Below are 25575 nucleotides of genomic sequence, written 5' to 3'. Positions count from 1 at the left end.
GACGGGCGGGTCCGCGGGGAAGGGGTCACGGCGGCGGCCGTGCAGGCGTGCCAACAGCAGGAACACCACGATCGCACTGCCGAACGCCCACGCCACCACGGGTTCGTGACCCGGCGGCCCCCACCGCTGGCGCCACGAGTTGAACTGCAGCCCCAGCGCGTAGGTCTCGGCGACCGCGTGACAGCTCGACTCGGAGCCGCGCGGGTTCAGCCGGCACTGCGCGTGCAGGTCCGTCGTCAGCCTGTCGTCCAACGCCTTGCGCGCGTCCGGCCCGAGCGCGTGCCCCTTCTGCTCGGCATAGCGCAACAGGTCGTAGCCCATGTCGTGCGCGCGGCAGGCGACGCTGAAGTCCCACTCGGTGTCGCCGGCCGGTCCCGAGCACCCACCGGAGATGTCGACCACCCGCAACGTGCCGTCCGGCGCCATCACCGTCTTGGGGTCGCGGGCGAGTTCCTTCGCGAAGTCCGACGGCAGGTTGATCCTCGGATCGTGCGTCGCGGAGGGGACCGCGAAGGCCTGCACCGCGTTGGCCGCGGCCACCACGTCACCGTTGGAGAGCACCCCGTCGTCGCCGGTGGCCGGGCGCGAGGCGATGACCCCGCACACGAACACCGCGAGCGTGATCACCGTGAACCGGAACCAGGCCGGGAGTCGGAAGAGGAGTCTGCGCGCGCCCATTGTCGCGCCAGGTTACGGAAGGGTCACGCGTGATCGCCAATTCAGGAGGTCACGACGACCGGAGTGAGTGAGGCGAGAGCCATCCGCGACAACAACGCGGCCATCTGGTCGCGGTCGAGATGAGCGCTGTGCGGCGTCGAGTTGATCAACCCGAACACCGCGTGCGCCGCCGCCCGCGCGGTCGGTTCGTCGAAGTCCGGCACCGTGCGCCTGATCGTCTCGACCCACACCTCGACGTACCGGCGCTGCAACGCCCGCACCCGCCGGCGGTCCGGATCGGTGAGGTTCGCCAGGTTGCGCATCTGCACCGTGATGAGCGCCGGGTCGTCCAGCGCGAAGTCGACGTGCCAGCCGACCAGCTCCCGCAACGCCTCCGACGCGCTCGACGCCGCGTCCACCCGCGCCTGGCCGCCGTCCAGCAGCCGTTCGGAGATCGACGTCAGCATCTCGCCGAGCATCGCGTCCTTGCTGCGGAAGTGCCGGTAGAGCGCCGGGCCGGAGATGCCGACGGCGGCACCGATGTCGTCGATGCCCACGCCGTGGAAGCCGTGCCGCGCGAAGAGCTCGGCCGCGGCGGTGAGGATCTGGTCCCGACGTGAGGGTTTCTCGGCCACATCGGGAGGTTAGCAGCCGTTTACCTAGTCGTCCGATAGATGGAATTTGCGCAGGTACAAGCCCCAAATGTTGACTCTTCACGAATACTTCACACAGGTCTTACTCGTGAGTAACCATTGGCGTGCAAAGCATCACCCCTGCGGCCCCTTCGGGAGTCTTCGATGCGTCCTGCTCACTTCCTCGCCTCGGTGGTCACCGCCGCCGCGGCCGTCATCGCACTGGCCAACCCCGCCAGCGCCGCCGCCGTCAACTACGTCGCGCTGGGCGACTCGTACGCTTCGGGCCTGGGTACGGGTTCGTACGACGGTGCCAGTGGCAGTTGCAAGCGCGGCCCGCTCGCCTACCCGGCGTTGTGGGCGGCCTCGCACGCACCGGCGTCCTTCAAGTCCGTGGCCTGCTCCGGCGCCCGAACATCCGACGTGCTCAACAACCAGGTCTCGTCGCTCACGGCCTCGACCACGCTGGTCACGTTGCAGGTCGGCGGCAACGACGCGGGCTTCACGGACGTGGTCACGACTTGTACTTTTGGTTCAGACCAAGACTGCGTCAACCGGGTGAATCAGTCGAAGGCCTTCATCCAGAGCACGCTGCCGGGACTCCTCGACAACGTGTACGGGACGGTCAGGTCGAAGTCCCCGTCGGCGCGCGTGGTCGTGCTCGGCTACCCGCGCCTCTACAAGGTGCCGGGGTCGTGCAGCGTCGGGCTGAGCGACACCAAGAGGTCCGCGATCAACTCCGGTGCCGACGCGCTGCACGCGGGCATCAGTGCGCGGGCCGCGGCGGCCGGGTTCAGCTACGTCGACGTGCGCGGGGCGTTCACCGGGCACGAGATCTGCTCGTCGAGCTGGTGGCTGAACAGCCTCAGCTGGCCCGTAGAGGAGTCGTACCACCCGAACCAGAACGGGCACCGCAGCGGCTATCTGCCCGCGCTCCAGTCGGTCATCGGCTAGGTTGATTCCGGAACGTGAGAGTGCCCGATCTGGTCCCTGACCTGCTATCTGGTCACTCTCGAGCGGTTCCGGTGGACCGTTAGGTGAGCGGGCGTTAACATGAGGAAGTTAACGCCCGCTAACCTGAGGTCTGGGGAGCATGGACGCACCCGCCCTGCGCAGCGCAGCCGAACCGTCGGACCGCTACGCCAAGGAGCACGCCGCGCTCGTCGACGAGCTGCGCGGCAAGCTCGCCACCGCCGCACTGGGCGGTCCCGAGAAGGCACGGCAGCGGCACGTCGACCGCGGCAAGCTGCTGCCCCGCGAGCGCGTCGACACGCTGGTCGACCCCGGTTCGCCGTTCCTGGAGCTCTCGCCGCTGGCCGCGAACGGCATGTACGGCGACGAGGCGCCGGCCGCGGGCATCATCACCGGTGTCGGGCGGGTCTCCGGCCGTGAGTGCGTGATCGTCGCGAACGACGCCACGGTCAAGGGCGGCACCTACTACCCGATCACGGTCAAGAAGCACCTCCGCGCGCAGGAAGTCGCGCTGCAGAACAACTTGCCGTGCATCTACCTGGTCGACTCCGGCGGCGCGTTCCTGCCGAAGCAGGACGACGTCTTCCCGGACCGCGAGCACTTCGGCCGGATCTTCTACAACCAGGCCACGATGTCGGCGCGCGGCATTCCGCAGATCGCCGCCGTGCTCGGGTCGTGCACCGCGGGTGGCGCGTACGTGCCCGCGATGAGCGACGAGGCGATCATCGTGCGGAACCAGGGCACGATCTTCCTCGGTGGTCCGCCGCTGGTGAAGGCCGCGACCGGTGAAGTCGTGTCAGCCGAAGATCTTGGTGGCGGTGATCTGCACTCGCGCACCTCCGGCGTCACCGACCACCTCGCCGAGAACGACGCGCACGCGTTGAGGATGGTCCGTTCGATCATCTCGACGCTCGGTCCGCGCGTGCAGCGTCCGTGGAACGTCGAACCGGTCGAGGCTCCGGCCGTCACCGACGATCTCTTCGGTGTCGTGCCGACGGATTCCCGGACGCCCTACGACGTCCGCGAGGTCATCGCACGGGTCGTCGACGGCTCGAAGTTCCAGGAGTTCAAGAAGGAGTACGGCACCACGCTGGTGACCGGCTTCGCGCGCATTCACGGCCACCCGGTCGGGATCGTCGCCAACAACGGCATCCTGTTCGGCGAGTCCGCGGTCAAGGGCGCGCACTTCATCCAGCTGTGCGACAAGCGGTCCATCCCGCTGGTGTTCCTGCAGAACATCACCGGGTTCATGGTCGGCCGCGAGTACGAGGCGGGCGGCATCGCCAAGCACGGCGCCAAGATGGTCACCGCGGTGGCCTGCGCTCGGGTGCCGAAGTTCACCGTGATCATCGGTGGCAGCTTCGGTGCCGGCAACTACTCGATGTGCGGCCGGGCGTACTCGCCGCGCTTCCTGTGGATGTGGCCGAACGCGCGCATCTCCGTGATGGGTGGCGAGCAGGCTGCGTCCGTTCTCGCGACCGTGCGCCGTGACCAGCTCGGCGACGAGTGGTCGGCGGAGGACGAGGAGGCGTTCAAGGCGCCGATCCGTCAGCAGTACGAGGACCAGGGCAACCCGTACTACTCGACCGCGCGGCTGTGGGACGACGGCGTGATCGACCCGCGCGACACCCGCATGGTGCTCGGGCTGGCGTTGTCGGCTGCCGCCAACGCCCCCATCGACGATGTTTCCTACGGCGTCTTCCGGATGTGATCATGTTCGACAGCGTTCTGGTGGCGAACCGCGGGGAGATCGCGGTCAGGGTGATCCGCGCGTTGCGGTCGCTCGGGATCCGTTCCGTCGCCGTGTACTCCGACGCGGACGCCGATGCGTTGCACGTCCGGCTGGCCGACGAGGCCGTGCGGATCGGGCCCGCGGCGGCTCGTGACTCGTACCTGTCCATCGAGAAGATCGTTCAAGCGGCCATTTCGACCGGAGCGCAGGCGATTCACCCGGGTTACGGCTTCCTGGCCGAGAACACGGCTTTCGCGGCGGCTTGTGACGCTGCTGGTGTGGTGTTCGTCGGGCCGCCCGCTTCGGCGATCGACGCGATGGGCGACAAGATCCGCGCGAAGCTGACCGTGTCCGCGGCCGGTGTGCCTGTCGTTCCTGGGCGCACCAAGGAAGGCATGTCCGACGACGAGATCGTCGACGCGGCCCTGGAGATCGGCTTTCCGGTGCTGCTCAAGCCTTCCGCCGGTGGTGGCGGCAAGGGCATGCGGCTGGTGCACGAAGAAGCCTTGCTGCGCGAGGCGATCGAGTCGGCCCGGCGGGAGGCGCGCGGGTCGTTCGGTGACGACACGCTGCTGATCGAGCGGTTCATCACGAACCCGCGGCACATCGAGATCCAGGTGCTGGCGGACTCGCACGGCAACGTGATCCACCTCGGTGAACGCGAGTGCAGCCTGCAGCGGCGGCATCAGAAGATCATCGAGGAGGCGCCGTCGCCGTTCCTCACGCCCGAGATGCGCGAGGCGATGGGTGCTGCCGCGGTCGACGCGGCGAAGTCCTGCGGCTATGTCGGTGCGGGCACTGTCGAGTTCATCGTGGACGGTGCGACCGGCGACTACTTCTTCATGGAGATGAACACCCGGTTGCAGGTCGAGCACCCGGTGACCGAGATGGTCACCGGCGTCGACCTGGTCGAGTGGCAGCTCCGCGTGGCCTCCGGCGAGGTGCTGGACCTTTCCGTTGAGCTGACCGGACATTCGGTCGAGGCTCGCGTGTACGCCGAGGACCCGGCGCGCGGCTTCCTGCCGACCGGCGGCCGGGTGCTGGCGCTCAGCGAGCCCACCTCGGTGCGCGTGGATTCCGGGCTGTACGAGGGACTTGTCGTCGGCTCGGACTACGACCCGATGCTCGCCAAGGTGATCGCGCACGGCCGCACGCGCGACGAAGCACTCAGGCGACTTGATCACGCACTGGGCCAGATGGTGCTGCTCGGCGTCACGACGAACATCCCGTTCCTGCGGGCACTTCTGCGTGACGAGGACGTTCGTGCGGGCGCGCTGGACACCGGTCTGGTGGAGCGGAAGCTCGACTCGCTCACCTCGGCCGAGATTCCGGACGAGGTGTACGTCGCGGCGGGTCTGGAGCGGTCGCTGGAGCCCCGTGGCGAGGACCCGTGGGACCAGCTGTCCGGCTGGCGCGTCGGCGAGCACGCGTGGACGACGTGGCGGATCAACGACGTCGACGTGCGGGTTCGTGGCGATGAAGTCGTTGTGGGTGCGGGAGAACCGGTCAAAGCCCGGGCTCGTCGGGAAGGCGCCGACCTGCTCGTCGGGGCGCGCCGGTACGCGATCGCCCGCGACGGCGACGTGCTCTGGCTCGGCCACGACGGCGCCTCCTGGGCGTTGACCGAGGCCGAGTTCCTGGTGGGCGCCTCCGGTGGCGCCGCCGCTTCGGGTGGTCCGGTGAAGTCGCCGATGCCCGGCACCGTGCTGGTGGTCCGCGCTCAGCAGGGCGACGAAGTGACCGCCGGTCAAGCGTTGTTCGTGGTCGAGGCCATGAAGATGGAGCACACCGTGACCGCACCGGTCGACGGCGTGCTCGCCGAAGTGAACGTGCAAGCAGGCCAGCAGGTCAAACTCGACCAGGTGCTGGCCCTCGTCGTCTCTCACGAGGAGTGACAGCAATGTTGGACTTCAGGCTCCCGAGCGAGTACGAGGACCTGCGCAAGACCGTCGAGGAGTTCGCCCGCGACGAGGTGGCCCCGGTCATCGGGGACTACTACGAGCGCGAGGCCTTCCCGTACCCGATCTTCGCCAAGATGGGGCAGATGGGCCTGTTCGGCCTGCCGTTCCCCGAGGAGTTCGGCGGCATGGGCGGCGACTACTTCGCCCTGTGCCTGACCCTGGAGGAGCTGGCGCGCGTCGACTCGTCCGTGGCGATCACGCTGGAGGCGGCGACGTCGCTGGGCGCGATGCCCGTCTACCGCTTCGGCACGGACGAGCAGAAGGCCGAGTGGCTGCCTTCGCTCACGTCCGGCGAGAAGCTCGGCGCGTTCGGCCTGACCGAGCCCGGCAGCGGTTCGGACGCGGGTGCTTTGGCCACCACCGCGCGCCTTGAAGGCGACGAGTGGGTCATCAACGGCACCAAGGCGTTCATCACCAACTCCGGCACGGACATCACCGGTCTGGTGACGGTCGCGGCGGTCACCGGCACGCTGCCGGACGGCCGCAAGGAGATCTCGTCGATCATCGTCCCGTCCGGCACGCCGGGCTTCACGGTGTCGAAGAAGTACTCCAAGGTCGGCTGGTGCGCCTCGGACACCCGTGAGCTGTCGTTCGCCGACTGCCGCGTGCCCGCCGCGAACCTGCTCGGCACCCGCGGCCGCGGGTTCGCCCAGTTCCTGCGCACGTTGGACGAGGGCCGCGTCGCGATCGCCGCGCTGTCCGTCGGCCTGGCACAGGGCTGTGTGGACGAGTCGGTGCGCTACGCCCACGAGCGCGAGACGTTCGGCGCGAAGATCGGGACGTATCAGGCGATCCAGTTCAAGATCGCCGAGATGGAGACCCGCGCGCACACCGCCCGCCTGGCCTACTACGAGGCCGCGTCCCGGATGCTGCGCGGGGAGCCGTTCAAGAAGCAGGCCGCGATCGCGAAGCTGGTGGCGTCCGAGGCGGCGATGGACAACGCCCGCGACGCCACGCAGATCTTCGGCGGCTACGGCTTCATGAACGAGTACCCGGTCGGCCGCTTCTACCGGGACGCCAAGATCCTGGAGATCGGCGAGGGCACCTCGGAAGTCCAGAAGATGCTGATCGCCCGCGAGCTCGGCCTCTAGAGCGGAGGTTGATGAGGGGAGCTTTCATAAACGTCAGGTTTGAGAAAGCTCCCTTCATCGACCTCAGAGCTTGGGGACCGCGCGGTCGATGATCGAGGCGAAGTCGGTGGACTTGGGGAGTGTGCCGAAGGCGTGGCCCCAGTCGCCGGCCAGGCGTGAGGTCAGGAAGGCGTCTGCGACTGCTGGGTGTCCGTGCTTGATGAGCAGGGCGGCCTGCAGGATCAGCGCCATGCGTTCGACCACTCGGCGCGCCTGCGACTCGTCCACGTCGGACAGGGCTGTGCCCAGTTCGTTGAGAGCCTTGTCGATGCGCGGGTCGACACCGCTGACGACGCTGAGGAACTCCTGCACCGACTCGGGTTCCTTCTTCATCGCGCGCAGCACGTCCAAAGCGGCGACGTTGCCCGAGCCCTCCCAGATCGACATCAGCGGTGACTCGCGGAACAGTCGCGGCATCCCGCTGTCCTCGATGTAACCGTTGCCGCCCAGGCACTCCAGTGCCTCGGCCGCGTGTGCCGGCCCGCGCTTGCACACCCAGTACTTGGTGACCGCGAGCCCGAGCCGCGGCCGGGTGGCGGCCAGCCACATCGCTGCCGTCGTGGCTGCCTCGGACTCGACAGCCAGGTCCGCCAGCACGTTCCGCATCGCGGGTTGGTCGATCAGGTAGCTCCCGAACGCCTTGCGGTGTGCGGCGTGGTGCGCTGCCTGCCTCAAACCCGCCCGCATGCCCGCTGCTGAACCGAGAACGCAGTCGAGCCGGGTCGTGTTGACCATCTCGATGATCGTCCGCACGCCGCGGCCCTCGTCGCCGACGCGCCACGCGAACGCCTGGTCGTACTCGATCTCGGCGGACGCGTTGGACCTGTTGCCCAGCTTGTCCTTGAGCCGCTGCAGGAAGAACCGGTTGCGCGTGCCGTCCGGCAGCACCCGCGGCACCAGGAAACAGGTGAGCCCGCCGGGTGCCTGCGCCAAGGTGAGAAACACGTCGGACATCGGCGCCGACGTGAACCATTTGTGCCCGGTCAACACATATCCGTCGTCGACGGGCTGGGCAGTTGTCGTGTTCGCACGGACGTCCGAGCCGCCCTGCTTCTCGGTCATCGACATGCCGGCGATCAGGCCCTGCTTGGTGAGAGGTGCCCTGAGGCCGAAGTCGTAGTTCCGGATGGTGAGAAGCGGTTCGTAGATTTCGGCCAGTTCCGGCTGGACGCGCAAAGCGGGCACAGCCGCATAAGTCATCGAAATCGGACAGCCGTGGCCGGCCTCCACTTGCGACCACACGTAGAACTTGGCGGCACGCTCCACATGGCCACCGTCGACATAGGCGTGCAACCCGTGCGAAACAGCCACGTTCATCAGGTCGTGCCAGGCGGGGTGGAACTCGACCTCGTCGATCCGGTTCCCGTACCGGTCGTGCGTGCGCAGGACCGGCGGATACGTGTTCGCGAGCCGTCCTCGCTCCTGCCACTCCTCGCTGCCCGCGAGCTTGCCCAACGAGTGCAGTTCGGCGTCGTCGACCCAGCTGAGCAGGGCAGGATCGTCCGCGACGTCGTGACCGCTCAGCGGCGGAACCTGGTTGGTCACCTCGTGCGTAGCCATGTCCCGCACGCTACTACTGGTAAGTAACTTTCGGCAGGGTGTGATGAAAGATCGCTGGCCCATTCGGGCTTTTGGGCGTGCCAACGGCGCTGACGAGGAATAACGTCGTTCTGGTGAGTGACCATGGGCACAGCACGGCCGTTGCTGCGTTGACCGCGCAGTACGCCGCTATGCGCGAAGGTGCGCCGGTGCGGCTCGCGAAGAAGACGTCGAACCTCTTCCGGTTTCGCGCCGAGCAGTCGGGCGGGTTGGACGTCGGCAGGTTCGACCGGGTGCTGGCGGTGGACCCGGTCGGACGCACCGCGCAGGTACAGGGCATGACGACCTACGAGAACCTCGTCGCCGCAACGCTGCGCCACGGCCTGATGCCGCTGGTCGTGCCGCAGCTCAAGACGATCACGATCGGTGGCGCGGTGGCGGGGCTGGGCATCGAGTCCACGTCCTTCCGCAACGGACTGCCGCACGAGTCGGTGCGGGAGTTGGAGATCCTGACCGGCGACGGCGAGGTCGTGATCGCCAAACCGGACGACGACCTGTTCCGCGCGTTCCCCAACTCCTACGGGACGCTGGGTTACGCGCTGCGGCTGGAGATCGAGCTGGAACCGGTGCGCCAGTACGTCCGGCTGCGGCACGTGCCCTTCGGTTCTTTCGCCGAGTGCGCTGCCGTGATCGAGGAGGTGTGTTCGGACGGTTCGGCGGACTTCGTCGACGGCACGGTGTTCTCGCGCGGCGAGATGTACCTGACGTTGGGGCACTACGCCGACATCGCGCCGTACACGTCGGACTACACCGGCAACCAGATCTACTACCGGTCCATCCAGAAACGCCGCACGGACCACCTGACGATCCACGACTACCTGTGGCGCTGGGACACCGACTGGTTCTGGTGCTCGCGCGCGTTCGGTGCGCAGAACCCGGTGGTGCGGCGGTTGTGGCCGAAGCGCTACCTGCGTTCGGACGTGTACCGCAAGCTAGTGGCCAAGCATCGGCAGTTGAGGCCGCGGGTCGACGTCGAACCGGTGATCCAGGACGTGGAGATCCCGGTCGGCGCGCTGGCCGACTTCCTGGACTTCTTCGACCGCGAGATCGGCATCGCGCCGGTGTGGCTGTGCCCGGTTCGCCTGCGCGACACCACGGGCTGGCCGCTGTACCCGATGGACAAGGACACGTTGTACGTCAACGTCGGGTTCTGGTCCGAGGTCCCGGTGCGGCCGGGGGAGAAGATGGGTGACCGCAACCGGCTGATCGAGCGCGAGGTGGCGCGGCTGGGCGGGCACAAGTCGCTGTACTCGGACTCCTACTACGAGGAGGACGAGTTCTGGCGGCACTACAACGGTTCGCACTACCGGTCCGTGAAGAGCCGGTACGACCAGACGAACCGCTTGCCGGATCTGTACGCCAAGTGTGTCAGGGGACGATGAATGCGGTTGGCCTCCATTTTCCAGCGCATCACAGGTGGCAGCGACGTTCGCTTCCAGGCCTACGACGGCAGTACCGCCGGGCCGAGCGCGGCCTCGGTGTCCATCGACATCAAAACACCGGAAGCCTTGTCCTACCTGGCTTCCGCACCGGGTGAGCTCGGCCTGGCCCGCGCCTACGTGACCGGTCACCTGGAGATCCTCGGCGACGTGCACGCCGGCCTCTCCCAGCTGTCCGAGTTCTCCCTGCGCGAGCTCCCGTGGCTGCAACGGGTGGAGCTGCTGCGGTTCCTGGGCCGGATTCGCCTGTCGCACAAGGTGACCCCGCCGCCGCAGGAGACCAGGCTGCACGGCCTGCGCCACTCCAAGGCGCGCGACCAGGCCGCCATCGCCCACCACTACGACGTGTCGAACCAGTTCTACGAGTGGATCCTCGGTCCGTCGATGGCCTACACCTGCGCGGTGTACCCGTCACTGGAGTCCACTTTGGAGGAGGCCCAGTTCGCCAAGCACGATCTCGTGGCGCGCAAGCTGGGCCTTCGCTCCGGCATGAGGCTGCTGGACGTCGGCTGCGGCTGGGGCGGCATGGTCATGCACGCGGCCCGTGAGTACGGCGTGCGGGCGATCGGTGTGACGCTTTCTCGCAACCAGGCGGAATGGGCTCAGAAAGCCATTGTCGAGGCCGGTTTGTCGGACCTGGCCGAGGTTCGGCATCTCGACTACCGCGACGTGCGGGAAACCGGATTCGACGCGGTGTCGTCCATCGGCCTGACCGAGCACATCGGCAAGGCTCAGCTGCCCGCGTACTTCAAGTCGTTGTACGGGAAGCTGAAGCCGGGCGGCCGGCTGCTGAACCACTGCATCACCCGGCCGAACAACAAGGAGAAGGCGTTGTCCGGCCCGTTCATCAACCGGTACGTGTTCCCGGACGGTGAGTTGGTCGGGCCCGGTCACATCGTGTCGCAGATGCACGACACCGGGTTCGAGGTGCGGCACGAGGAGAACATCCGCGAGCATTACGCGCTGACTCTCGCGGCCTGGAGCCGCAACCTGGACGCGCACTGGGAAGAGGCCGTGGAGGAGGTCGGGGAGGCACGGGCACGGGTGTGGCGGCTGTACCTGGCGGCGTCGCGGCTCGGGTTCGACCGCAACAACATCCAGCTGCACCAGGTGCTCGGGGTGAAGCTGGACGGAACCAAGTCGCACATGCCGTTGCGCCCGGACTGGCTGTCCTGACGGAAGGCGGGCGGCTCGTCGCCGCCCGCCTCGCACTCGCAGCGCTTTTGCTAAGGAGCCGGCACGGGGAACGCCGCCGGGCTGCGCCGCCCGTTCGCCCCGATCGCCCGCACCCCGAAGAACACGTTGTCCTTCGACAGGTCCACGGTGTGCGCGTTCACGGGGCCGAGCGGAATCCGGTGCGTCCAGTCCGCCGCCTCGGTGGGCCGCCACACCACCTCGTACCCCGCGGCCGTCGGGTCCGCGTCCCACACCAGGTCCGTCTCGTTCGTCAGCCGGTTGGTGCGGATGCGGACGTTGCGCGGCGTGCCGGGTGCGGTGGCGAGCGACCACAGCGTGGCGGCGTTCACGCGCGCGACGCCGGCCATGTACTTGAAGTCGCAGAACTCGGGCAGGTCGCCGTACTGCACGCCGTTCTCCACGCGGACGTTCTGGTGCTGGTGCGCGTAGTCCTCGTGCGGTTCGGTGAAGCGTGCGGCCGGGAAGCCCTTCTCCAGGAACGGGATGTGGTCGCCGCCGCGCAGGTAGCGGTCGCGCCGGTAGATCACCTCGACGGTCATGCCGGTGCCCGCGAGGTCCGTGACGAACCGGGCCAGCTGCCGTGACGGCGAGTCGTTCTCACCGCCGACCGAACGCCGGATCGCGGCCTGCTCCGGGGTTTCCGAGGTGGGCACGCCTTCCGCGAACAGCCGGACGATGTTGGCGGCTTCCGGAGGTGCGGCGCCGACGATGTCGTTGGTGAACATCCCCTGCACGCCGGCGAGCGTCGAGGCCAGGTGCGCCGAGCCGTAGAGCCCCTGCTCCTCACCGGCCACCGCCGCGAAGATGATCGTGGCGTCCACTTCCCGCGTGGCCAGCACTCGGGCGATCTCCATGACCGCCGCCACCCCGGACGCGTCGTCGTCGGCCCCCGGAGCGTCGCTGACGGCGTCCAACGGATCGGAGGCGCGCGAGTCGTAGTGCCCGGACACCACGTAGATCCGCGACGGGTCCTTCGAGCCTCTCAAAGTCGCCAGGACGTTGGTGATGGGCGTCGCCACCGGAACCCGCGGCGACGGTGGCTGCACGAACGTCTGCAGCTCGACGGAGAGCTTGCCGGGGTAGGACCTGAGTTCGCGGAAGATCCAGTCCCGCGCGGCCCCGATGCCGCGCACCGGGTCGGTCTGGCTGGACAGCGTGTGGCGGGTGCCGAACGACACCAGCTTGCGCACCGTCGCCTCGATCCGCCGCTGGTCGATCTCGGTGAGGATCCGCCGCAGCTCCCGGTCGGGTTGCTGCTGGGGGGTGCGGCGACCAGGGCCGGTCGGCCAGTCAGGGGTAGCCGCGGAAGGTGCACTGGTCGGGGAAACGGCCGCGGCCGCGGGGCTGAGAGCCGCCGCGGCCATGAACTGTCGTCGACTGGGCATCACCCCGGTCTAGACCCGGAACGCAGGCCCGCACAAGGTCCTAGCTGAGCTTGTCGACGATCTGCTTCGCCGTGTTGGACGGGATCGCGAACCCGATTCCCACGCTCCCGGCCTCACCACTGCTCGACGCCGGCGAGTAGATCGCCGAGTTGATGCCGATCAGCTCACCGGCCGCGTTCACCAGCGCGCCGCCGGAGTTGCCGGGGTTGATCGACGCGTCGGTCTGGATCGCCTGGTACGAAACGGAAGACGCGCGGCGGCTCTCGCCCGGCACGGTCACCTTGCGGTCCAGCGCGGAGACGATGCCGGTCGTCACGGTGCCCTGCAGGCCCGACGGCGAGCCGATGGCCATCACCGCGTCGCCGACCTTGACGGAACCGGAGTCGGCCCACTTGATCGGCGTGAGGCCGGAGACGCCGGAGGCCTTGATGACGGCCAGGTCCGAGGACGGGTCGGTCGCCACGACGGTGGCGGGGACCTGACGGCCGTCGTTCAGCGTCACGGTCAGCTGGCCACCGGAGGCCGCGACGACGTGGTTGTTCGTGAGGATCTGGCCGTCAGCGGTCAGGATCACGCCGGAGCCGAGGCCGTTCGGGAGGTTGACCTGCACCACCGAGGGCAGCACGGACGAGGCGACGGCGGACCAGTCCAAAGTGGACGTGTTCGAGACCGTCTGCGCGGACACGGAGGAAGAAGCCGGCGGGGTCGAGTCCGGCGACGCGATGACCGCGCCCGTCACACCCCCGAACAAACCGGCGACGAGTGCCGCCGCGGTGAGCATCGGGGCCGTGCGGCGCCAGAACTTCGGCGCCGGGGTAACGGCGGGCTGCGGTTCCACCAGTGACCCGCTCATGGCGGGGAAGCTCTGCTCGGTCATGGCTCCACGATGGACCGCCATCATGTGAGCAACCTGTGGGCCAAGCCAAAAAAACCCTGATAAGAACTAGCTGAGAAGGAGCGTCGAGACGTCCGAGGCCAGCAGCGGCGGCCCGAAGTGCGGCCCCTGCCCGCCCGTGACGCCCAGCGACGCCAGCCGCGCGGCCTCGGCGTCGGTGCGCACGTCCTCGGCGTAGAGCGGCAGCCGCAGGATCGACGCCCACTGCAGCAGCGCGACCGACGCGCTCTCGTCGACGCGGTTCGCCCCGGAGTCGAGCCCGTGCACCACGGCGCCGGTGAACTTCACGCCGCTCAACGGCAGCAGCCGCAGCCGGTCGACCCCGACGTTGCCGCCGTTCACCTGGTCCAGCACCAGGCCGACGCCGCGTTCGGCCAGGATCGTCAGCTCCTCCATCTGCTCGTCGTTCAGCAACGCCGGCAGGCGCTCGTGCAGCTCGAAGCGCAACAACGAAGCGGGCAACCCGGTCCGGTCCAGCACGCGGGCGACCTCGGCGACCAGTTCGGGCTCCTGGCACAACCGCGGCGGCAGGTCGAAGGCGAGCACCGGCGTGGCAGACCCCAGCACCGAGTACCACGACGCAGCCTGCGCGCACGCCTCCGAAAGCGCCCAGTGCACGAGCCGGACGATCATGCCGTTGGCGGAGGACTGGTCCATGAACATGTTGGGGCACAACACCCCGTGCACCGGGTGGTGCCAGACGATCTTCGCCTCGAGGGCCATCATCGAACCGTCGGTCAGCGAGTACACGGGCAGGTAGTCGACCCGGAACTGACCCTCCTCCAGCGCACCGGGGATCGACGCGGCGAGCGCGTAGCTCTCCTTGTCGCGCAGGTCCCGGTCCTTGTCGTACAACGCCCACTGCGCCTTGCCGTCGCGCTTCGCCCAGCCGACGGTGACGTCCGCCGCGCGCAACAGGTCCACCGCGTCGCCACCACGAGCCGCCCGCGCCACGATGCCGACCGACGTCGTCACGCCGACGCCGTGCGAGCCGATCCAGATCGGCTCCTCCAGCCGCGCGGTGAACTCCTCGACCAGCGCGATCACGCCCAGCACGTCGCGCGGGTCCTTGATCAGCACGCCGAACTCGTCCTCGCCGATCCGCGCGACCTTGCCGACCTCGGAGAACACCGCCCGCAGGTGCGTCGCGACCTGGTTCAGCACCCGGTTGCCCGCCTCGTGCCCGAACGCGTCGTTCACGCCGCGGAACCCGTCGATGTCGACCTGCACCAGTGCCAACGCCTCCGGACCTTTGGTGCCGACCGCGCCCTCCAGCCAGCCGAGGAACTGCGCGCGGTTCGGCAGGCCGGTCTGCATGTCGTTGAGGCTCTGCCGCACGAGCTGCGTCTGCAGCGCGCGCATCTCGTTCATGTTCTCGATCATCGTCACGAAGTACGGCGGCGCGTTCTCCTCCTCACGCACCAGCGAGATCGCCATGTGCGTCTGGATCGTCTCGCCGTCGCTGCGGATCATCCGCTTCTCGACCCTGATGTGGTCGAGGTCGGTCGTGATCAACGTCTGGCCGATCTCCCGCAGCGCCTCGCGGTCGTCCGGGTGCGCGAGCTCGCGGCCGGTGATCTTGCGCATGTCCTCGCGCTTGTAGTCGAGCATCGTCAGCAACGCCTCGTTGACGTCGATGATCTTGCCCTCGAGATCGACGACCACGATCGGGAACGCGGAGCTCTGGAAGATCGCCCGGAACTTCGCCTCGCTCGCCCGGACGGCGTTCTCCGCGCGGCGCATCGTGTTGATCGCGGCCGTGCGGCTGATCTCCTGCTGGTCGAGCGTGCGGTCGCGCAGCCCCTCCGCGTACCCGGCGGCGAGCGCGGCCAACTGGCCCGGGGTGAGCAGCTCGTGCTCACCGAGGTAGGAGAGCGACTGCTCCAGCGTCGCCGAGGAGATGAAGTCGTGCTCGACCATCGACCGGCCGACCTGCCGAGCGTCGTCCACGCCACCACCGAGCAACTGCTCGACGTAGCCGCCGAGCAGTTGCTGGAGTTTCTCGCGGGTGAGGTTCGCGAGGAGGGTGGTGGAGATCATCGCTGCCCAGTGGACGGCGTGCTCTCGGCTGTCGACCATGTTCATTCAGCTCAGGTGGCCATTCGTGGGGACCGGTGTGATCTGCTGATCGATCGTCGGACGCCAATCGATACGCCTGCGCAACCCACTTCCGCCAGATTCGGTCGAACGGGTGACATCCCCGCGCGGTACCACCACCGGGTGTGGGTCCAACGAAACAGCTTACTGATCACGACTGGCCTGTCCAACCGAACCCGGAATCCCGGTCACGAATGACTGGATCGGCGACGAATTCACTCGTTTGAACTAATGAATCACCTTCTCGAACGGGAGCGGACCTATTGTCAGTGGGTCTGTATCAACGTCGAACAACGGCGTGTAGCCCGTCGCCAGGTACAAAGCTTTCGCCTCTGGCTGCCGCGGCCCGGTGGTGAGGTAGACGCGGCGGTAGCCGAACGCCAGCGCCTCCTTCTCCAGTTCTTCCACGACCCGGCGGGCCAGGCCGCGCCGGCGATGGCGTGAATGCGTCCAGATCCGCTTCAGCTCCGCCGTCTCGTCGTCGAAGCGTTTGAACGCCCCGCCCGCGACGGCTTCTCCGGCCTCCATGAGCAGCAGGAACTGCCCGTGCGGTGGCTCGAACACGTCCGCCGCCCGCTGCATCTCCTCTGCGCCACTTGGCCCGTAACGAGTCGTGTACTCGTACGTCAGCTCAGCGACCAACGGCGCCGCGTCCGGATCCGACTGCCGGACGCGGCGCACTTCGAGAGTGGTCATGCGGCCTTGGCCCGGTCCCGCTTCGCGACCTCTTCGCGCACAAGGGGAATCACGTACCGGCCGAAGTCGATCGCGTCGTCCAGCAGGTCGTATCCGCGTGCCGACAGGATGTCCACGCCGAGGTCGTAGTAGTCCAGCAATGCCTGCGCGACCGTCTCCGGAGTGCCGACGAGCGCGTTGGAGTTGCCCGCACCGCCGGTCGCCTTCGCGGTGGGCGTCCACAGTGCGCGGTCGAATCGCTCACCGCGTTCCGCGACGGCCAGAAGTCGTTGCGAGCCGGTGTTCTCCGGGTTCGTCAGCGAATGCCGCCGGCTCAACGGCCCGCCGGCTTTCCGCGCCTCGATCCGCTCGACCGTCCGATGGGCCTTCTCCCAGGCCAGTTCCTCGGTCGGCGCGATGATCGGCCGGAACGCGACCTGGATTCTCGGCACGTCCTTGCGCCCGGCGTCCTTCGCGGCCTGCTTGACGGACTCGATCTGCTGCGCGGTTTCAGCCAAAGGCTCGCCCCAGAGGCAGAAGATGTCCGCTTCCGCACCACCCGCGGCATATGCGGCGGGAGAGGAACCGCCGAACGACACGCCCGGACGTGGTTGCTGCACCGGGAAGACGTCGCTCACGAAGTCCGCGAACTGGTAGTGCTCACCGTCGTGGTCGAAGGCGGACCTGCTGGTCCAGGCCTTCTTGACGATCTGGATGTACTCGCGCGTGCGGCTGTAGCGCTGGTCCTTCGTCAGGTAGTCGCCCTCGCGCTGCTGCTCGTGGTCGGTGCCGCCGGTGATGAAGTGCACCGTGATCCGGCCGTCGCTGATCTGGTCCAGCGTCGCGAACGTCTTGGCGGCGAACGTCGGGTAGGAGACGTTCGGCCGGTGCGCCAGCAGGATCTGCAGCTTGTCGAGCTTCGAGGCGAGATAGGCCGCTGCCGAGGCGGGTTCCGGCGCGCCAGAGCCGTACGCGAACAGCACGCGGTCCCACCCGTGCTCCTCGTGCGCCCGAGCGAGCCTGAGCGTGTAGTCCTTGTCGAACGCCCCACCCGACCGCGGCGTCGTCTCCGACCCGTCGTTCGTGGCTGCGATCCCGAGAAACTCAACTGGCATGGCCGATTCCCCAGAGTTGGTAGGAGATTTAGGGGTGCGTTGAGGGAGACGCCCTTCGAGTGCACACCTGGTGCCGGCTCGTCGCAACGGTGTCCACAGAGCGGGATTTGCTTGCACGCGCGGGGTACTGTGGTGGTGTTCGCGTTGAGGGGCGCGGCTCGTTTCTCGTTGCCCTCCAACGGAAAGACGCGCATGCGCTCACTCGTCGTCATCGGCGGCGGTCCTCGTGCCGCCGGCCTGCTCGAACGCATTGCCGCCCAATCGCCGACGCTGGACCTGGCCGTGCACGTCATCGACCCCTTCCCACCTGGTGCGGGACGGGTGTGGCGGCACGCGCAGTCACCGTTGCTGCGGATGAACTCCATGGCCGAGGACGTGACGGTCTTCACCGACTCGTCGTTCGACGGCGTCGGTCCGGTTCGCCCCGGCCCGTCGCTGGCGGAGTGGGGTGACGTCGACCCGGCGTCGTTCCCGTCCCGTCAGGTGCAGAGCAGGTACCTCGCGTGGTTCTTCGACCACGTAAGGGAATCTCTGCCTCCGAACATCTCGGTGACCGTGCATTCCGCGCGTGCGTTGAAGGTCGTCGGCAACTGGGTGTGGCTGGACAGCGGGGAGTCGCTCCAGGCGGACGTTCTGGTCCTGGCGCTGGGGCACCTCGACGCCGAACCGGAGCCAGAGCACCGCAAGCTCGCCGAGCACGCCGCGGAGCACGGCCTGGTCTACGTGCCGCCGCTGTACTCCGCCGACGCGGATCTCTCCGAGGTCGCGGGAGACGTGGTGCTGCGCGGGTTCGGGCTCGCGTTCATCGACCTGATGGTGCTGCTGACCGAGGGCCGTGGTGGCAGGTACGAGCGCGTTGACGACTTGTTGCGTTATGTGCCTTCAGGTTTGGAGCCGCGGTTGTTCGTGGGCTCACGGCGTGGCGTGCCGTACCACTCGAAGACCGGCTATCGGCTGCAGGGAACCAGGCCGTCCTTGCCGCACTTCTTCGTCGCGTCGGACTTGAACCGCGACTTGGACTTCCGCGCGGACGTGTGGCCGTTGATGGCCAAGGAGATCGCGTGGGGCTACTACCACGAGCTCTTCACCGGCCATCCCGGTCTGGTGCGGATGCCGTTCGTCGAGTTCGCCACGTCGTTCGCCGGTTTGGACTGGTACAGCGACGAAATGCGCTCGTTGGAGCTGCTGGCGGTGCCCGACCCGGCCGACCGCATCGACTTCGAACGGCTGGACCGCCCGCTGACCGGCCTGACCTTCGCGTCCGGCGAGGAGTTCCAGGACTACCTGCGCGCCTACATCGAGGCGGACGTGACCCGCCGCTCCGATCCCCGGCACAGCGCGGATCTGGGCGCTTTCCTGGCCCTGCTGTCGGTCTACGGGCAGATGGCCCAGGTGATGCCGCACGACGGCTGGTGGCACGGTTACTTCAGCTACCTCGCCTCCGGTCCTCCACCGGACCGGCTGGAGGAGTTGCTGGCGTTGTCCCGCGCGGGAATCGTGCGGTTCGTCGGCGCGGACATGTGGGTGGAGGCGGTCAGCGGGGCGTTCCTGGCGGGCAGTCCGACCACGCCCGACGTGGTGCGCGCCAACGGTTTGGTCGAGGCGCGCCTGCCCACGCACGCGTTGTCCCGCACGGCTGATCCGGTGCTGCAGTCGTTGCGCGCGGTCGGTGACGTCTCCGAGGACGACGCCGGGCTCGTGCGGGTGTCGCCGGAAGGACGCCTGATCAACGAGCGCGGCGAGGAGGACCCGGCGCGGTTCGCCGTCGGGCCTTATACGACGGGAAAGGCGTTCGCGGCCTTCGCGCGGCCGCACACCAACGCGCCGGCGTTCCGGCAGAACGACGTGCTGGCCCGGGAGATCCTGAAGGTGTTAGGCGACTGAGGTGTAGCGCCCCTGGTGCCGCACCAGGGGCGTGGCGATGTCGGCGTGCGTGATGTCCAGCGGCTCGCCGACGAGCGCGATGTGATCCCCGACCACGATCCTGCGCGCGGTCCGGCACCGCAGCCGCACCGGCGCGTCCAGCAGCCACGGCACGCCGTCCTCGTCTGGCTGCCAACGGGTCTCGGCGCCGAACCGGTCGACGTTCTTGGTGGCGAACAGGTCCGCGAGCCCGGTCTGGCCCGCGTCCAGCAGGTGCACGGAGAACAAAGGCGCGGTTCGCAGCACCGGCCACACCGAAGCGCCTTCGCCGATCCACACGACGACGAGAGGCGGCTCGAAGGACGCCGAGGTGAACGACGACACGGTGGTGCCGACAGGTCCGTCGGGCCCGGCCGCCGTGACGATCGTGACGGCTTGAGCGTGGTGCCTCAACGCGTTGCGCAGCTGTTCCTTCATCGCAGCACCTTCAGGGAGTCCAGGTCGAAGTCGGTGACGTCGGCGGGCAGCGAGGCCTCGTTGAGGAACACCGCCTGCGGGACAACAGCACCCAGCTCGGCCAGCACCGGCCGCAAGTGCACCTCGACGGCCAGCGCGTGCTTGTCGGACGCGGCGATCTGCAGCGGCACGACGATCTTGCCGCGCAGCCATCCCGACGGCGCCTGGTCCAGCACGGCCTTCAGCAGCCCGGTGTACGCGGCCTTGTACGTCGGCGTGGCGATCACCAGCACGTCCGCCTGGCCCAGCGTCTCCAGCGCGGCCTTGATCGTGTCCGGTTGCGTGAACACGGCCGGTGCCAGCTCCGCAGCCTCCACCACAGGTCCCTCGACGGGCACGCCCAGCGTCGAGGCGAGGGCCTCGCGCAGGGCCAGGGCCGCCTGCAGCGTGCGCGAGGCGGGCCGCGGGTTGCCGACCAGAACACCGATCTGCGTCATGCCTCCAGCACAGCCGCAAGCCGGGAGACCGTCAACCCGCGTCCACCACGCGAGATCAGTACAAAATCTCTTTCGCGACCCACGAGTTGATGGCATCGACCCGCGCGTAGATCGCCGGGTGGTCCGGCCGCGCACAGCCGTCGCCCTTCGACACCAGACCGATGAGCTTGCCGCCCGCGACGAACGGGCCGCCCGAGTCACCGTTGCAGGCGTCGATCCCGCCTTCCTGATGACCGCCGCACAGCATGCTCTTGTTCTCGTAGAAGTCGTTGCCCTCGTCGTCCTTGCCCCAGAACACGCGGCACGTCTCGTCTTCGAGGATCGGGATCGACGCCTTCATCAGGTAGCCGTTGGTGCTGCCGCCCTCTTTGACCGCACCCCAGCCCATCACCGTGGCCGACTTGCCGGGCTTGTACAGACCGCGATCGGCCGCGCCGGCCATCTTGATCGGCTTCTGCTTCAGCGAACGGTCGAGCGTGAGCACGGCGGAGTCGAAGGAGATGCCGTCGTACTTGGGATTGATGACGATCTTCGTGAGCTTCGCGACCACGCCCTCGTCGGTGCTGTGCACGTTCTCGCGGCCGGCCACGACCACGCGCTTGGTCAACGGGATCGGCTTCGGCCCGGTCACACCCTCGTCGACGCAGTGCGCGGCGGTGAGGATCTTGTTCGGCGCCACGATCACACCGGTGCAGTGCGGATCGCGCGTGTCGGCCGGAGGTGCCAGGTACACCGCGAACGGGTTGTCCTTGATGGACGCTCGCGTGCCGCCGACGACCAGGACCGACGGATCCGCGACCGCCGTGCCCGCCATCGCGAGCACGAGCAGGCCCGTCGCGATTCCACCTCGTAAAAGCATTCGCCGTTCCTTCCGCGGGGGAACTTCGGTTACGCGGCGAGGAACGGCGGATGATTCGTCTCAGTTCGGCTCTGTAACTTAGGAAACGGCATCGGCCGCGGAACGACCGGCGACCCGTCCGGAGAACAGGCAGCCGCCGAGGAAAGTTCCTTCCAGCGCGCGGTATCCGTGCACACCACCGCCACCGAAGCCGGCGGCCTCACCGGCGGCGTAGAGGCCTGGCAGCACCTCGCCGGAGCTGTCGAGCACCCGCGACGACAGGTCGGTGTGCAGGCCTCCCAACGTCTTCCGGGTGATCACCGACAGCCGGACGGCGATCAGCGGCCCGGCCTTGGGGTCCAGCAACCGGTGCGGCTCGACGACGCGGATCAGCTTGTCCGTGAGGAAGTGCCGGGCCGCGCGGATCGCGTTGACCTGCATGTCCTTGCCCAGCCCTGAAGTCACCTGCCGGTCGCGCTCGACGATGATCTTTTCCAGCGCGGCCGCGTCGATCCGCGAGTCGCCGGTCAACGCGTTCATGCCGCGCGCCAGGTCCGCGACCGTGCCGGCCTGGATGAACTCCTCGGACTTCTGCGCGAACGCCTCGACGGGCGCCACCGCACCCGGCAGCGCGCGTTTGAGCACCGCCCGCGTGTCCTTGCCGGTCAGGTCCGGGTTCTGCTCGGAGCCCGACAGCGCGAACTCCTTGCCGATGATCCTCTTGTTCAGCACGAACCACGAGTGCTCGTGGCCGTGCGTCGTGATGTGCTGCAACGAGCCCAGCGCGTCGAAGCCGGGGAACAGCGGGATCGGCAGCCGGTTGCCGTCCGCGTCGAGCCACAGCGGCGACGGGCCGGGCAGGATGCGGATGCCGTGCCTGCTCCACACCGGCGCGTAGTTCGCGATGCCCTCGGGGTAGTGCCACATGCGGTCGGCGTTGATGATCGACGCGCCGGCCTTCTGCGCGACCTCCATCATGTGCCCGTCCACGAAGTCCGGCACACCGGACAGCATGAACTTGGGCGGCGTGCCCATGCGCTCCGGCCAGTTCCTGCGCACCAGGTCGTGGTTGGCGCCGATGCCACCGGACGTGACGATCACGGCCTGCGCGTTGAGTGAGAAGTCGCCGACGACCGTGCGCGACGACGGTTCGGCGCGACTGACCGCGGACGGCTCCAGCACCTCGCCGGACACTCCGTCGCACACGCCGTTCGTGACGTTGATGCCGGTGACCCGGTGGCGGAACTTCAGCGTGACGAGCCCCTTCACCACACCCTCGCGCACCCGGCGCTCGAACGGCTCGACCACGCCCGGCCCGGTGCCCCAGGTGACGTGGAAGCGCGGCACCGAGTTGCCGTGGCCGCCTGCGAGGTAGCCGCCGCGTTCTGCCCACTGCACGAACGGGAACCAGCGCACCCCCATGTTGTGCAGCCAGCTTCGCTTCTCGCCGCTCGCGAAGTCCACATAGGCCTGCGCCCACAGCCGGGGCCAGTGGTCGCTGTCGCGGTCGAACTGCGCCGAGCCCATCCAGTCCTGCAGGGCGAGGTCGTGCGAGTCCCTGACCCGGAGCCTGCGCTGCTCCGGGGTGTCGACGAGGAACAACCCGCCGAACGACCACCACGCCTGGCCGCCGAGGGTCGCTTCCGGCTCCTGATCAAGGAGGATGACCTTGCGGCCCGCGTCCGCGAGCTCTGCGGTCGCGACGAGACCTGCGAGGCCCGCGCCGACGACGATGACATCCGCGTCATGTGCCATCGGCCGAGCATAGGTCCACCGCTGATCACGCACGAGACCTGAGCGATTTTCATATCTGGGGAGTTGTTTTTCGATGAGCTTTCGACCGGCTTCTGAGGTGGGCTTCAGCACCAAGACCACCCGGTTCGTGGCACCCGGCTCGGTGACGAACGGCGAGTTCGGCCTGTTCGAGTGGCGCATGGAGGCTCGCCAGCCCGGCGCGCGCCCGCACTTCCACAAGACCTTCTCCGAGTCGTTCTACGTGCTCGAAGGCGAGATCACGCTGTACGACGGCGACGAGTGGATCAAGGGCGGGGAGGGCGACTTCCTGTACGTGCCGCCGAACCGGCCGCACGCGTTCCGCAACGACAGCGACGCACCGGTGCGGATGCTGATCCTCTTCTCGCCCGGGATCGCCCGCGAGAACTTCTTCCTGGAGGTCGGTGCGGCCAAGGGGCTGGACCCGGAGGCGCTGGCGGCCTTCTACGCCCGCCACGACCAGTACAACCTGTAGGGGATGCCGCCGACCGCCACAACCAGAGAGGGGGGTTTCCGGTGTGCCGGCCGACGGCGGGTTGACCGCGGCGCGAGCACGCGACGCCTGCGGAAGGACTTTTCCAGCCTGGGGGTGCCGGATCGTCCTGGCGAGCAGCTCGAGCGCCCGCGGCCAACCACATTGTTGAACGTACAACCGGACCGCTGTGTTCCGGTCGGTTTTGACTGTGACACGGCTCAATTCCTTCAGGTTCGCTTCAGGTTCGGCCTGGGTATGTCACCTGGTGTGACGGATGAGCTGCCCACGATCACGAAACTCGCCGAACTGGTCGGCCTCCTGGGTGACGACGTCTACGTGCGCTGGTCGAAGGGACCCGACGCCGACGCCGCCTCGGTGTCACGCGACTCGTTGACCGGCGTGGAGCTGCCGGGCCTGTCCGCGAACCCGTTGCGCATCGAGCCGTGGTGGGGCGAGCGCTCGCACGAGCTGTGGGTGGCGCGCCGCCTCTTCGACTACCGCCACCTGCGTGACCTTCGCGGCCCGGACGTCTGCGCGTGGGTGCTGCGTGGCGCCGAGGTGGGCCGTGGGCCGGACAACGAGCCTCTGGTCCGTTGCCTCGAACCGCTGGCATGGGTGGCCGACACCGCGCTGGACGAGTGCATCGAGCTGGTCGACGCCCAGAACTCCGAGGAGTGGGGCCCGCTGGACCGCTCTAGCTGAGATCGTTGAGCTTGCGTTCCGCCGCCTTGCGAGCCTTCTCCGCCGCACTCGCGACCCTCTTGGCGTCCTCCAGCCGTTCCGCGGCCCGGTCGAACGCCCGCTGCGCCGCCAGCTGGTCCGCCTGCGCCTCCCCGAGCGCCTGTTCGGCCTCGTCCAGCGCCTGCTGCGCCTCGGCCCGCTTGCGCTCCTGCCGCTCCCGGCGCTTGCGGGCCAGCGCGTCCTCACCGTCCGGTTGAGCCGGCTCGGGCACCGGCAGCGCGAAGCCGAACCCCGAATATTCGAGCGGCTTCGTGAGATGCCCGGTGCGCACCTGCTCGGCCGACTCGGGATCGGACATCGCGGCCGTGAGCGTGTTCCGCACCTGCGTGACGGCGTCGTCCGCGAGCGGCCCGGTCAGCTCCAGCGTCCGGTAGACCAGCGTCTCCAGCAGCTCCTTGCGCTTGCGCCCGAGCTCGCGCATCGTCAGCTGCGCCGTGGAGAGCCCCAGCGCCTCCTCCAGGCCGTCCGGAGCGTCTCGGACCAGCCTGTTGACCGCCCACGCGCCCACCGTCGGCTTGCGCAGGTCCGCGATGGCCTTGGCGAGGTCCTTGTCGTCGGCCTGCTTGGCGGCGGCGTTGCGGGCCGCGGTGAACTCCTTCGGGGGCAGCCCGTAGAGCTCGTCGGCGACCGGCTTGAGGTCCATGCGCGCAAGGTAGCGCCTGATCAGCCTCCAGTCCCGCTGAATCGGCTCAACGAGCCGGGCGCGGCCCGCGTTGAAGAAGCCGGTACCCGAATCGGGTAAACAGGATGGGGAGATGCACACCAGGTGGAGATGGGTCCTGTTCGGGCTCGGCGGCGCGGTGGCCGCCAGCGGGCCGATCGCGATGGCGGGCGGCCCCTGGTACGGCTACGTCTTCGGCGGCCTGTGGGCGTTGATGGGCGGCACGGTCGCGTGGCGCAGTTTCCGGATGGGAACGAAGCTCACGTCCGACGGCATTACGTCGAACAGTCTCGACCGCGAGACCGCCATTCAGTGGTGCGATGTCCGAACAATCGAGCCCAAAAGACGTCGAAACCTGATCTTCTTCCACACGATCGCGCCGGCCGTCCGTCTGCACAACGGCACAGAGACGCTCACGGAGCTGAGTCTGCTCTCGATCAAAAAGGATTCAGTGCCCGAACGGACTGCTGGCCACGTCCAGCAACTCGAACGTGCGCTGAAAGCACACCGCACCACCTGCCCGACGTGTGGTGCGCAGCCGAAACCGGTCGCGACCAGCCAGGGCCTCGTCGCCTGCGTGCGGTCGAGATTGAAGTCGCTATTCGGCGGGAATAGCGATCAATCCATCGTCCGGTGAGCTCAGCCCGTTACACACCGGCAGTGTTCACCGTTGACGCAGACTTGACATTCCCCTCTATCAGCTCTTGACTGGAGGAGGACTGCTCGTTCTAAGGCGTTAAAGAAACGCGCAGCACTAAAAGTGTGCCCGTACAAGACGCTGAACA

The 25575-nt window shown here is 68.1% G+C and carries 22 protein-coding genes and 1 pseudogene; 10 read left to right on the top strand and 13 right to left on the bottom strand.

Translation table 11 applies throughout. The annotated features are described in order from the left end of the window. Nucleotides 1-168: 168 nt before the first annotated feature. Together ABZX92_RS06520 and ABZX92_RS06515 are read right to left on the bottom strand one after the other, a co-directional pair. Nucleotides 169-426, bottom strand: a pseudogene (locus tag ABZX92_RS06520) (phospholipase A2); the annotation flags it as partial. 293 nt (nucleotides 427-719) lie between these two features. Then, a complete protein-coding gene (locus tag ABZX92_RS06515; RefSeq protein WP_045311802.1) occupies nucleotides 720-1292 on the bottom strand; it encodes a TetR/AcrR family transcriptional regulator in 573 nt (190 codons plus the stop codon). Between the two features lie 162 nt (nucleotides 1293-1454). Between ABZX92_RS06515 and ABZX92_RS06510 the strand changes: the two genes are divergently transcribed. From ABZX92_RS06510 to ABZX92_RS06495, 4 genes are all read left to right on the top strand, one after another. After that, complete coding sequence (locus ABZX92_RS06510; protein WP_355554733.1) at nucleotides 1455-2243, top strand: SGNH/GDSL hydrolase family protein; 789 nt, start codon at nucleotides 1455-1457, stop codon at nucleotides 2241-2243. Between the two features lie 139 nt (nucleotides 2244-2382). Further along, nucleotides 2383-3972, top strand: coding sequence for a carboxyl transferase domain-containing protein (locus ABZX92_RS06505; RefSeq protein WP_355554731.1), 1590 nt, complete (start codon nucleotides 2383-2385; stop codon nucleotides 3970-3972). A 2-nt stretch (nucleotides 3973-3974) separates the two neighbouring features. Continuing rightward, complete coding sequence (locus ABZX92_RS06500; RefSeq protein WP_355554729.1) at nucleotides 3975-5888, top strand: acetyl/propionyl/methylcrotonyl-CoA carboxylase subunit alpha; 1914 nt, start codon at nucleotides 3975-3977, stop codon at nucleotides 5886-5888. Nucleotides 5889-5893: 5 nt separating this feature from the next. Further along, nucleotides 5894-7045, top strand: a complete 1152-nt coding sequence (locus tag ABZX92_RS06495; RefSeq protein ID WP_355554727.1) for an acyl-CoA dehydrogenase family protein — start codon at nucleotides 5894-5896, stop codon at nucleotides 7043-7045. A gap of 63 nt (nucleotides 7046-7108) precedes the next feature. On the opposite strand, the gene ABZX92_RS06490 is transcribed toward ABZX92_RS06495, so the two are convergent. Further along, entirely contained in the window at nucleotides 7109-8644 is a 1536-nt protein-coding gene (locus tag ABZX92_RS06490) for an acyl-CoA dehydrogenase family protein (RefSeq protein WP_355554725.1), read from the bottom strand. 170 nt (nucleotides 8645-8814) lie between these two features. Between ABZX92_RS06490 and ABZX92_RS06485 the strand changes: the two genes are divergently transcribed. Both ABZX92_RS06485 and ABZX92_RS06480 read left to right on the top strand, forming a co-directional pair. Next, the gene (locus ABZX92_RS06485; RefSeq protein ID WP_355554823.1) at nucleotides 8815-10065 is read left to right on the top strand and encodes an FAD-binding oxidoreductase; all 1251 of its coding nucleotides are present in this window, start codon (nucleotides 8815-8817) and stop codon (nucleotides 10063-10065) included. After that, nucleotides 10066-11298: a cyclopropane-fatty-acyl-phospholipid synthase family protein gene (locus ABZX92_RS06480; RefSeq protein ID WP_355554723.1), complete on the top strand. Its 1233-nt coding sequence runs from the start codon at nucleotides 10066-10068 to the stop codon at nucleotides 11296-11298. A gap of 50 nt (nucleotides 11299-11348) precedes the next feature. Here ABZX92_RS06480 and ABZX92_RS06475 read toward each other — a convergent pair whose 3' ends face one another. From ABZX92_RS06475 to ABZX92_RS06455, 5 genes are all read right to left on the bottom strand, one after another. Then, the gene (locus tag ABZX92_RS06475; RefSeq protein WP_355554721.1) at nucleotides 11349-12704 is read right to left on the bottom strand and encodes a M20/M25/M40 family metallo-hydrolase; all 1356 of its coding nucleotides are present in this window, start codon (nucleotides 12702-12704) and stop codon (nucleotides 11349-11351) included. Nucleotides 12705-12744: 40 nt separating this feature from the next. Further along, nucleotides 12745-13581 carry a trypsin-like peptidase domain-containing protein gene (locus ABZX92_RS06470; RefSeq protein ID WP_355554720.1) on the bottom strand — a complete coding sequence of 279 codons (837 nt, stop codon included), beginning with the start codon at nucleotides 13579-13581 and terminating at the stop codon, nucleotides 12745-12747. 66 nt (nucleotides 13582-13647) lie between these two features. Continuing rightward, a complete protein-coding gene (locus tag ABZX92_RS06465) occupies nucleotides 13648-15678 on the bottom strand; it encodes an EAL domain-containing protein (RefSeq protein ID WP_355554718.1) in 2031 nt (676 codons plus the stop codon). Nucleotides 15679-15924: 246 nt separating this feature from the next. Further along, nucleotides 15925-16392, bottom strand: a complete 468-nt coding sequence (locus ABZX92_RS06460; protein ID WP_355554716.1) for a GNAT family N-acetyltransferase — start codon at nucleotides 16390-16392, stop codon at nucleotides 15925-15927. After that, the gene (locus tag ABZX92_RS06455; RefSeq protein WP_355554714.1) at nucleotides 16389-17486 is read right to left on the bottom strand and encodes an LLM class flavin-dependent oxidoreductase; all 1098 of its coding nucleotides are present in this window, start codon (nucleotides 17484-17486) and stop codon (nucleotides 16389-16391) included. The genes ABZX92_RS06460 and ABZX92_RS06455 overlap by 4 nt, the downstream gene beginning before the upstream one ends. A gap of 192 nt (nucleotides 17487-17678) precedes the next feature. Here ABZX92_RS06455 and ABZX92_RS06450 point away from each other — a divergent pair, with 192 nt between their 5' ends. Beyond that, nucleotides 17679-19370 carry an FAD/NAD(P)-binding protein gene (locus ABZX92_RS06450; RefSeq protein ID WP_355554712.1) on the top strand — a complete coding sequence of 564 codons (1692 nt, stop codon included), beginning with the start codon at nucleotides 17679-17681 and terminating at the stop codon, nucleotides 19368-19370. Here ABZX92_RS06450 and ABZX92_RS06445 read toward each other — a convergent pair. The 4 genes from ABZX92_RS06445 to ABZX92_RS06430 form a co-directional block, all read right to left on the bottom strand. Then, nucleotides 19359-19826: a flavin reductase family protein gene (locus ABZX92_RS06445; RefSeq protein ID WP_355554710.1), complete on the bottom strand. Its 468-nt coding sequence runs from the start codon at nucleotides 19824-19826 to the stop codon at nucleotides 19359-19361. The two genes, ABZX92_RS06450 and ABZX92_RS06445, sit on opposite strands and share 12 nt — an antisense overlap. Beyond that, nucleotides 19823-20302 carry an NAD(P)H-dependent oxidoreductase gene (locus ABZX92_RS06440; RefSeq protein ID WP_355554708.1) on the bottom strand — a complete coding sequence of 160 codons (480 nt, stop codon included), beginning with the start codon at nucleotides 20300-20302 and terminating at the stop codon, nucleotides 19823-19825. The genes ABZX92_RS06445 and ABZX92_RS06440 overlap by 4 nt, the downstream gene beginning before the upstream one ends. Nucleotides 20303-20357: 55 nt before the next feature. Continuing rightward, on the bottom strand, nucleotides 20358-21161 hold the full coding sequence (locus tag ABZX92_RS06435; RefSeq protein ID WP_355554706.1) for a serine protease: 804 nt from the start codon (nucleotides 21159-21161) through the stop codon (nucleotides 20358-20360). Nucleotides 21162-21239: 78 nt separating this feature from the next. After that, nucleotides 21240-22895: an FAD-binding dehydrogenase gene (locus tag ABZX92_RS06430; protein ID WP_355554705.1), complete on the bottom strand. Its 1656-nt coding sequence runs from the start codon at nucleotides 22893-22895 to the stop codon at nucleotides 21240-21242. A gap of 73 nt (nucleotides 22896-22968) precedes the next feature. On the opposite strand from ABZX92_RS06430, the gene ABZX92_RS06425 reads away from it, so the two are divergent. After that, on the top strand, nucleotides 22969-23388 hold the full coding sequence (locus tag ABZX92_RS06425; protein WP_355554704.1) for a cupin domain-containing protein: 420 nt from the start codon (nucleotides 22969-22971) through the stop codon (nucleotides 23386-23388). Between the two features lie 267 nt (nucleotides 23389-23655). Continuing rightward, complete coding sequence (locus tag ABZX92_RS06420) at nucleotides 23656-24090, top strand: DUF6098 family protein (protein ID WP_355554702.1); 435 nt, start codon at nucleotides 23656-23658, stop codon at nucleotides 24088-24090. Here the strand turns inward: ABZX92_RS06420 and ABZX92_RS06415 are convergent. Then, entirely contained in the window at nucleotides 24083-24772 is a 690-nt protein-coding gene (locus ABZX92_RS06415; RefSeq protein ID WP_355554700.1) for a hypothetical protein, read from the bottom strand. The genes ABZX92_RS06420 and ABZX92_RS06415 overlap by 8 nt on opposite strands. A 112-nt stretch (nucleotides 24773-24884) precedes the next feature. Here ABZX92_RS06415 and ABZX92_RS06410 point away from each other — a divergent pair, with 112 nt between their 5' ends. Beyond that, nucleotides 24885-25427, top strand: coding sequence for a hypothetical protein (locus ABZX92_RS06410; protein ID WP_355554699.1), 543 nt, complete (start codon nucleotides 24885-24887; stop codon nucleotides 25425-25427). Nucleotides 25428-25575: the final 148 nt, after the last annotated feature.

Source organism: Lentzea sp. NPDC006480, from assembly GCF_040611995.1.
Taxonomy (GTDB): domain Bacteria; phylum Actinomycetota; class Actinomycetes; order Mycobacteriales; family Pseudonocardiaceae; genus Lentzea.
Note: the sequence above shows the minus strand (reverse complement) of the source record. Positions and strands in the feature narration are given on the sequence as shown.

What these genes read in the sequence shown, in the direction of transcription:
- ABZX92_RS06510 (WP_355554733.1), top strand. Translation starts at nt 1,455, where the DNA reads ATGCGTCCTGCTCACTTCCTCGCCTCGGTGGTCACCGCCGCCGCGGCC.
- ABZX92_RS06505 (WP_355554731.1), top strand. Translation starts at nt 2,383, where the DNA reads ATGGACGCACCCGCCCTGCGCAGCGCAGCCGAACCGTCGGACCGCTAC.
- ABZX92_RS06500 (WP_355554729.1), top strand. Translation starts at nt 3,975, where the DNA reads ATGTTCGACAGCGTTCTGGTGGCGAACCGCGGGGAGATCGCGGTCAGG.
- ABZX92_RS06495 (WP_355554727.1), top strand. Translation starts at nt 5,894, where the DNA reads ATGTTGGACTTCAGGCTCCCGAGCGAGTACGAGGACCTGCGCAAGACC.
- ABZX92_RS06490 (WP_355554725.1), bottom strand. Translation starts at nt 8,644, where the DNA reads ATGGCTACGCACGAGGTGACCAACCAGGTTCCGCCGCTGAGCGGTCAC.
- ABZX92_RS06485 (WP_355554823.1), top strand. Translation starts at nt 8,815, where the DNA reads ATGCGCGAAGGTGCGCCGGTGCGGCTCGCGAAGAAGACGTCGAACCTC.
- ABZX92_RS06480 (WP_355554723.1), top strand. Translation starts at nt 10,066, where the DNA reads ATGCGGTTGGCCTCCATTTTCCAGCGCATCACAGGTGGCAGCGACGTT.
- ABZX92_RS06475 (WP_355554721.1), bottom strand. Translation starts at nt 12,704, where the DNA reads ATGCCCAGTCGACGACAGTTCATGGCCGCGGCGGCTCTCAGCCCCGCG.
- ABZX92_RS06470 (WP_355554720.1), bottom strand. Translation starts at nt 13,581, where the DNA reads ATGACCGAGCAGAGCTTCCCCGCCATGAGCGGGTCACTGGTGGAACCG.
- ABZX92_RS06465 (WP_355554718.1), bottom strand. Translation starts at nt 15,678, where the DNA reads ATGGTCGACAGCCGAGAGCACGCCGTCCACTGGGCAGCGATGATCTCC.
- ABZX92_RS06460 (WP_355554716.1), bottom strand. Translation starts at nt 16,392, where the DNA reads ATGACCACTCTCGAAGTGCGCCGCGTCCGGCAGTCGGATCCGGACGCG.
- ABZX92_RS06455 (WP_355554714.1), bottom strand. Translation starts at nt 17,486, where the DNA reads ATGCCAGTTGAGTTTCTCGGGATCGCAGCCACGAACGACGGGTCGGAG.
- ABZX92_RS06450 (WP_355554712.1), top strand. Translation starts at nt 17,679, where the DNA reads ATGCGCTCACTCGTCGTCATCGGCGGCGGTCCTCGTGCCGCCGGCCTG.
- ABZX92_RS06445 (WP_355554710.1), bottom strand. Translation starts at nt 19,826, where the DNA reads ATGAAGGAACAGCTGCGCAACGCGTTGAGGCACCACGCTCAAGCCGTC.
- ABZX92_RS06440 (WP_355554708.1), bottom strand. Translation starts at nt 20,302, where the DNA reads ATGACGCAGATCGGTGTTCTGGTCGGCAACCCGCGGCCCGCCTCGCGC.
- ABZX92_RS06435 (WP_355554706.1), bottom strand. Translation starts at nt 21,161, where the DNA reads ATGCTTTTACGAGGTGGAATCGCGACGGGCCTGCTCGTGCTCGCGATG.
- ABZX92_RS06430 (WP_355554705.1), bottom strand. Translation starts at nt 22,895, where the DNA reads ATGGCACATGACGCGGATGTCATCGTCGTCGGCGCGGGCCTCGCAGGT.
- ABZX92_RS06425 (WP_355554704.1), top strand. Translation starts at nt 22,969, where the DNA reads ATGAGCTTTCGACCGGCTTCTGAGGTGGGCTTCAGCACCAAGACCACC.
- ABZX92_RS06415 (WP_355554700.1), bottom strand. Translation starts at nt 24,772, where the DNA reads ATGGACCTCAAGCCGGTCGCCGACGAGCTCTACGGGCTGCCCCCGAAG.
- ABZX92_RS06410 (WP_355554699.1), top strand. Translation starts at nt 24,885, where the DNA reads ATGCACACCAGGTGGAGATGGGTCCTGTTCGGGCTCGGCGGCGCGGTG.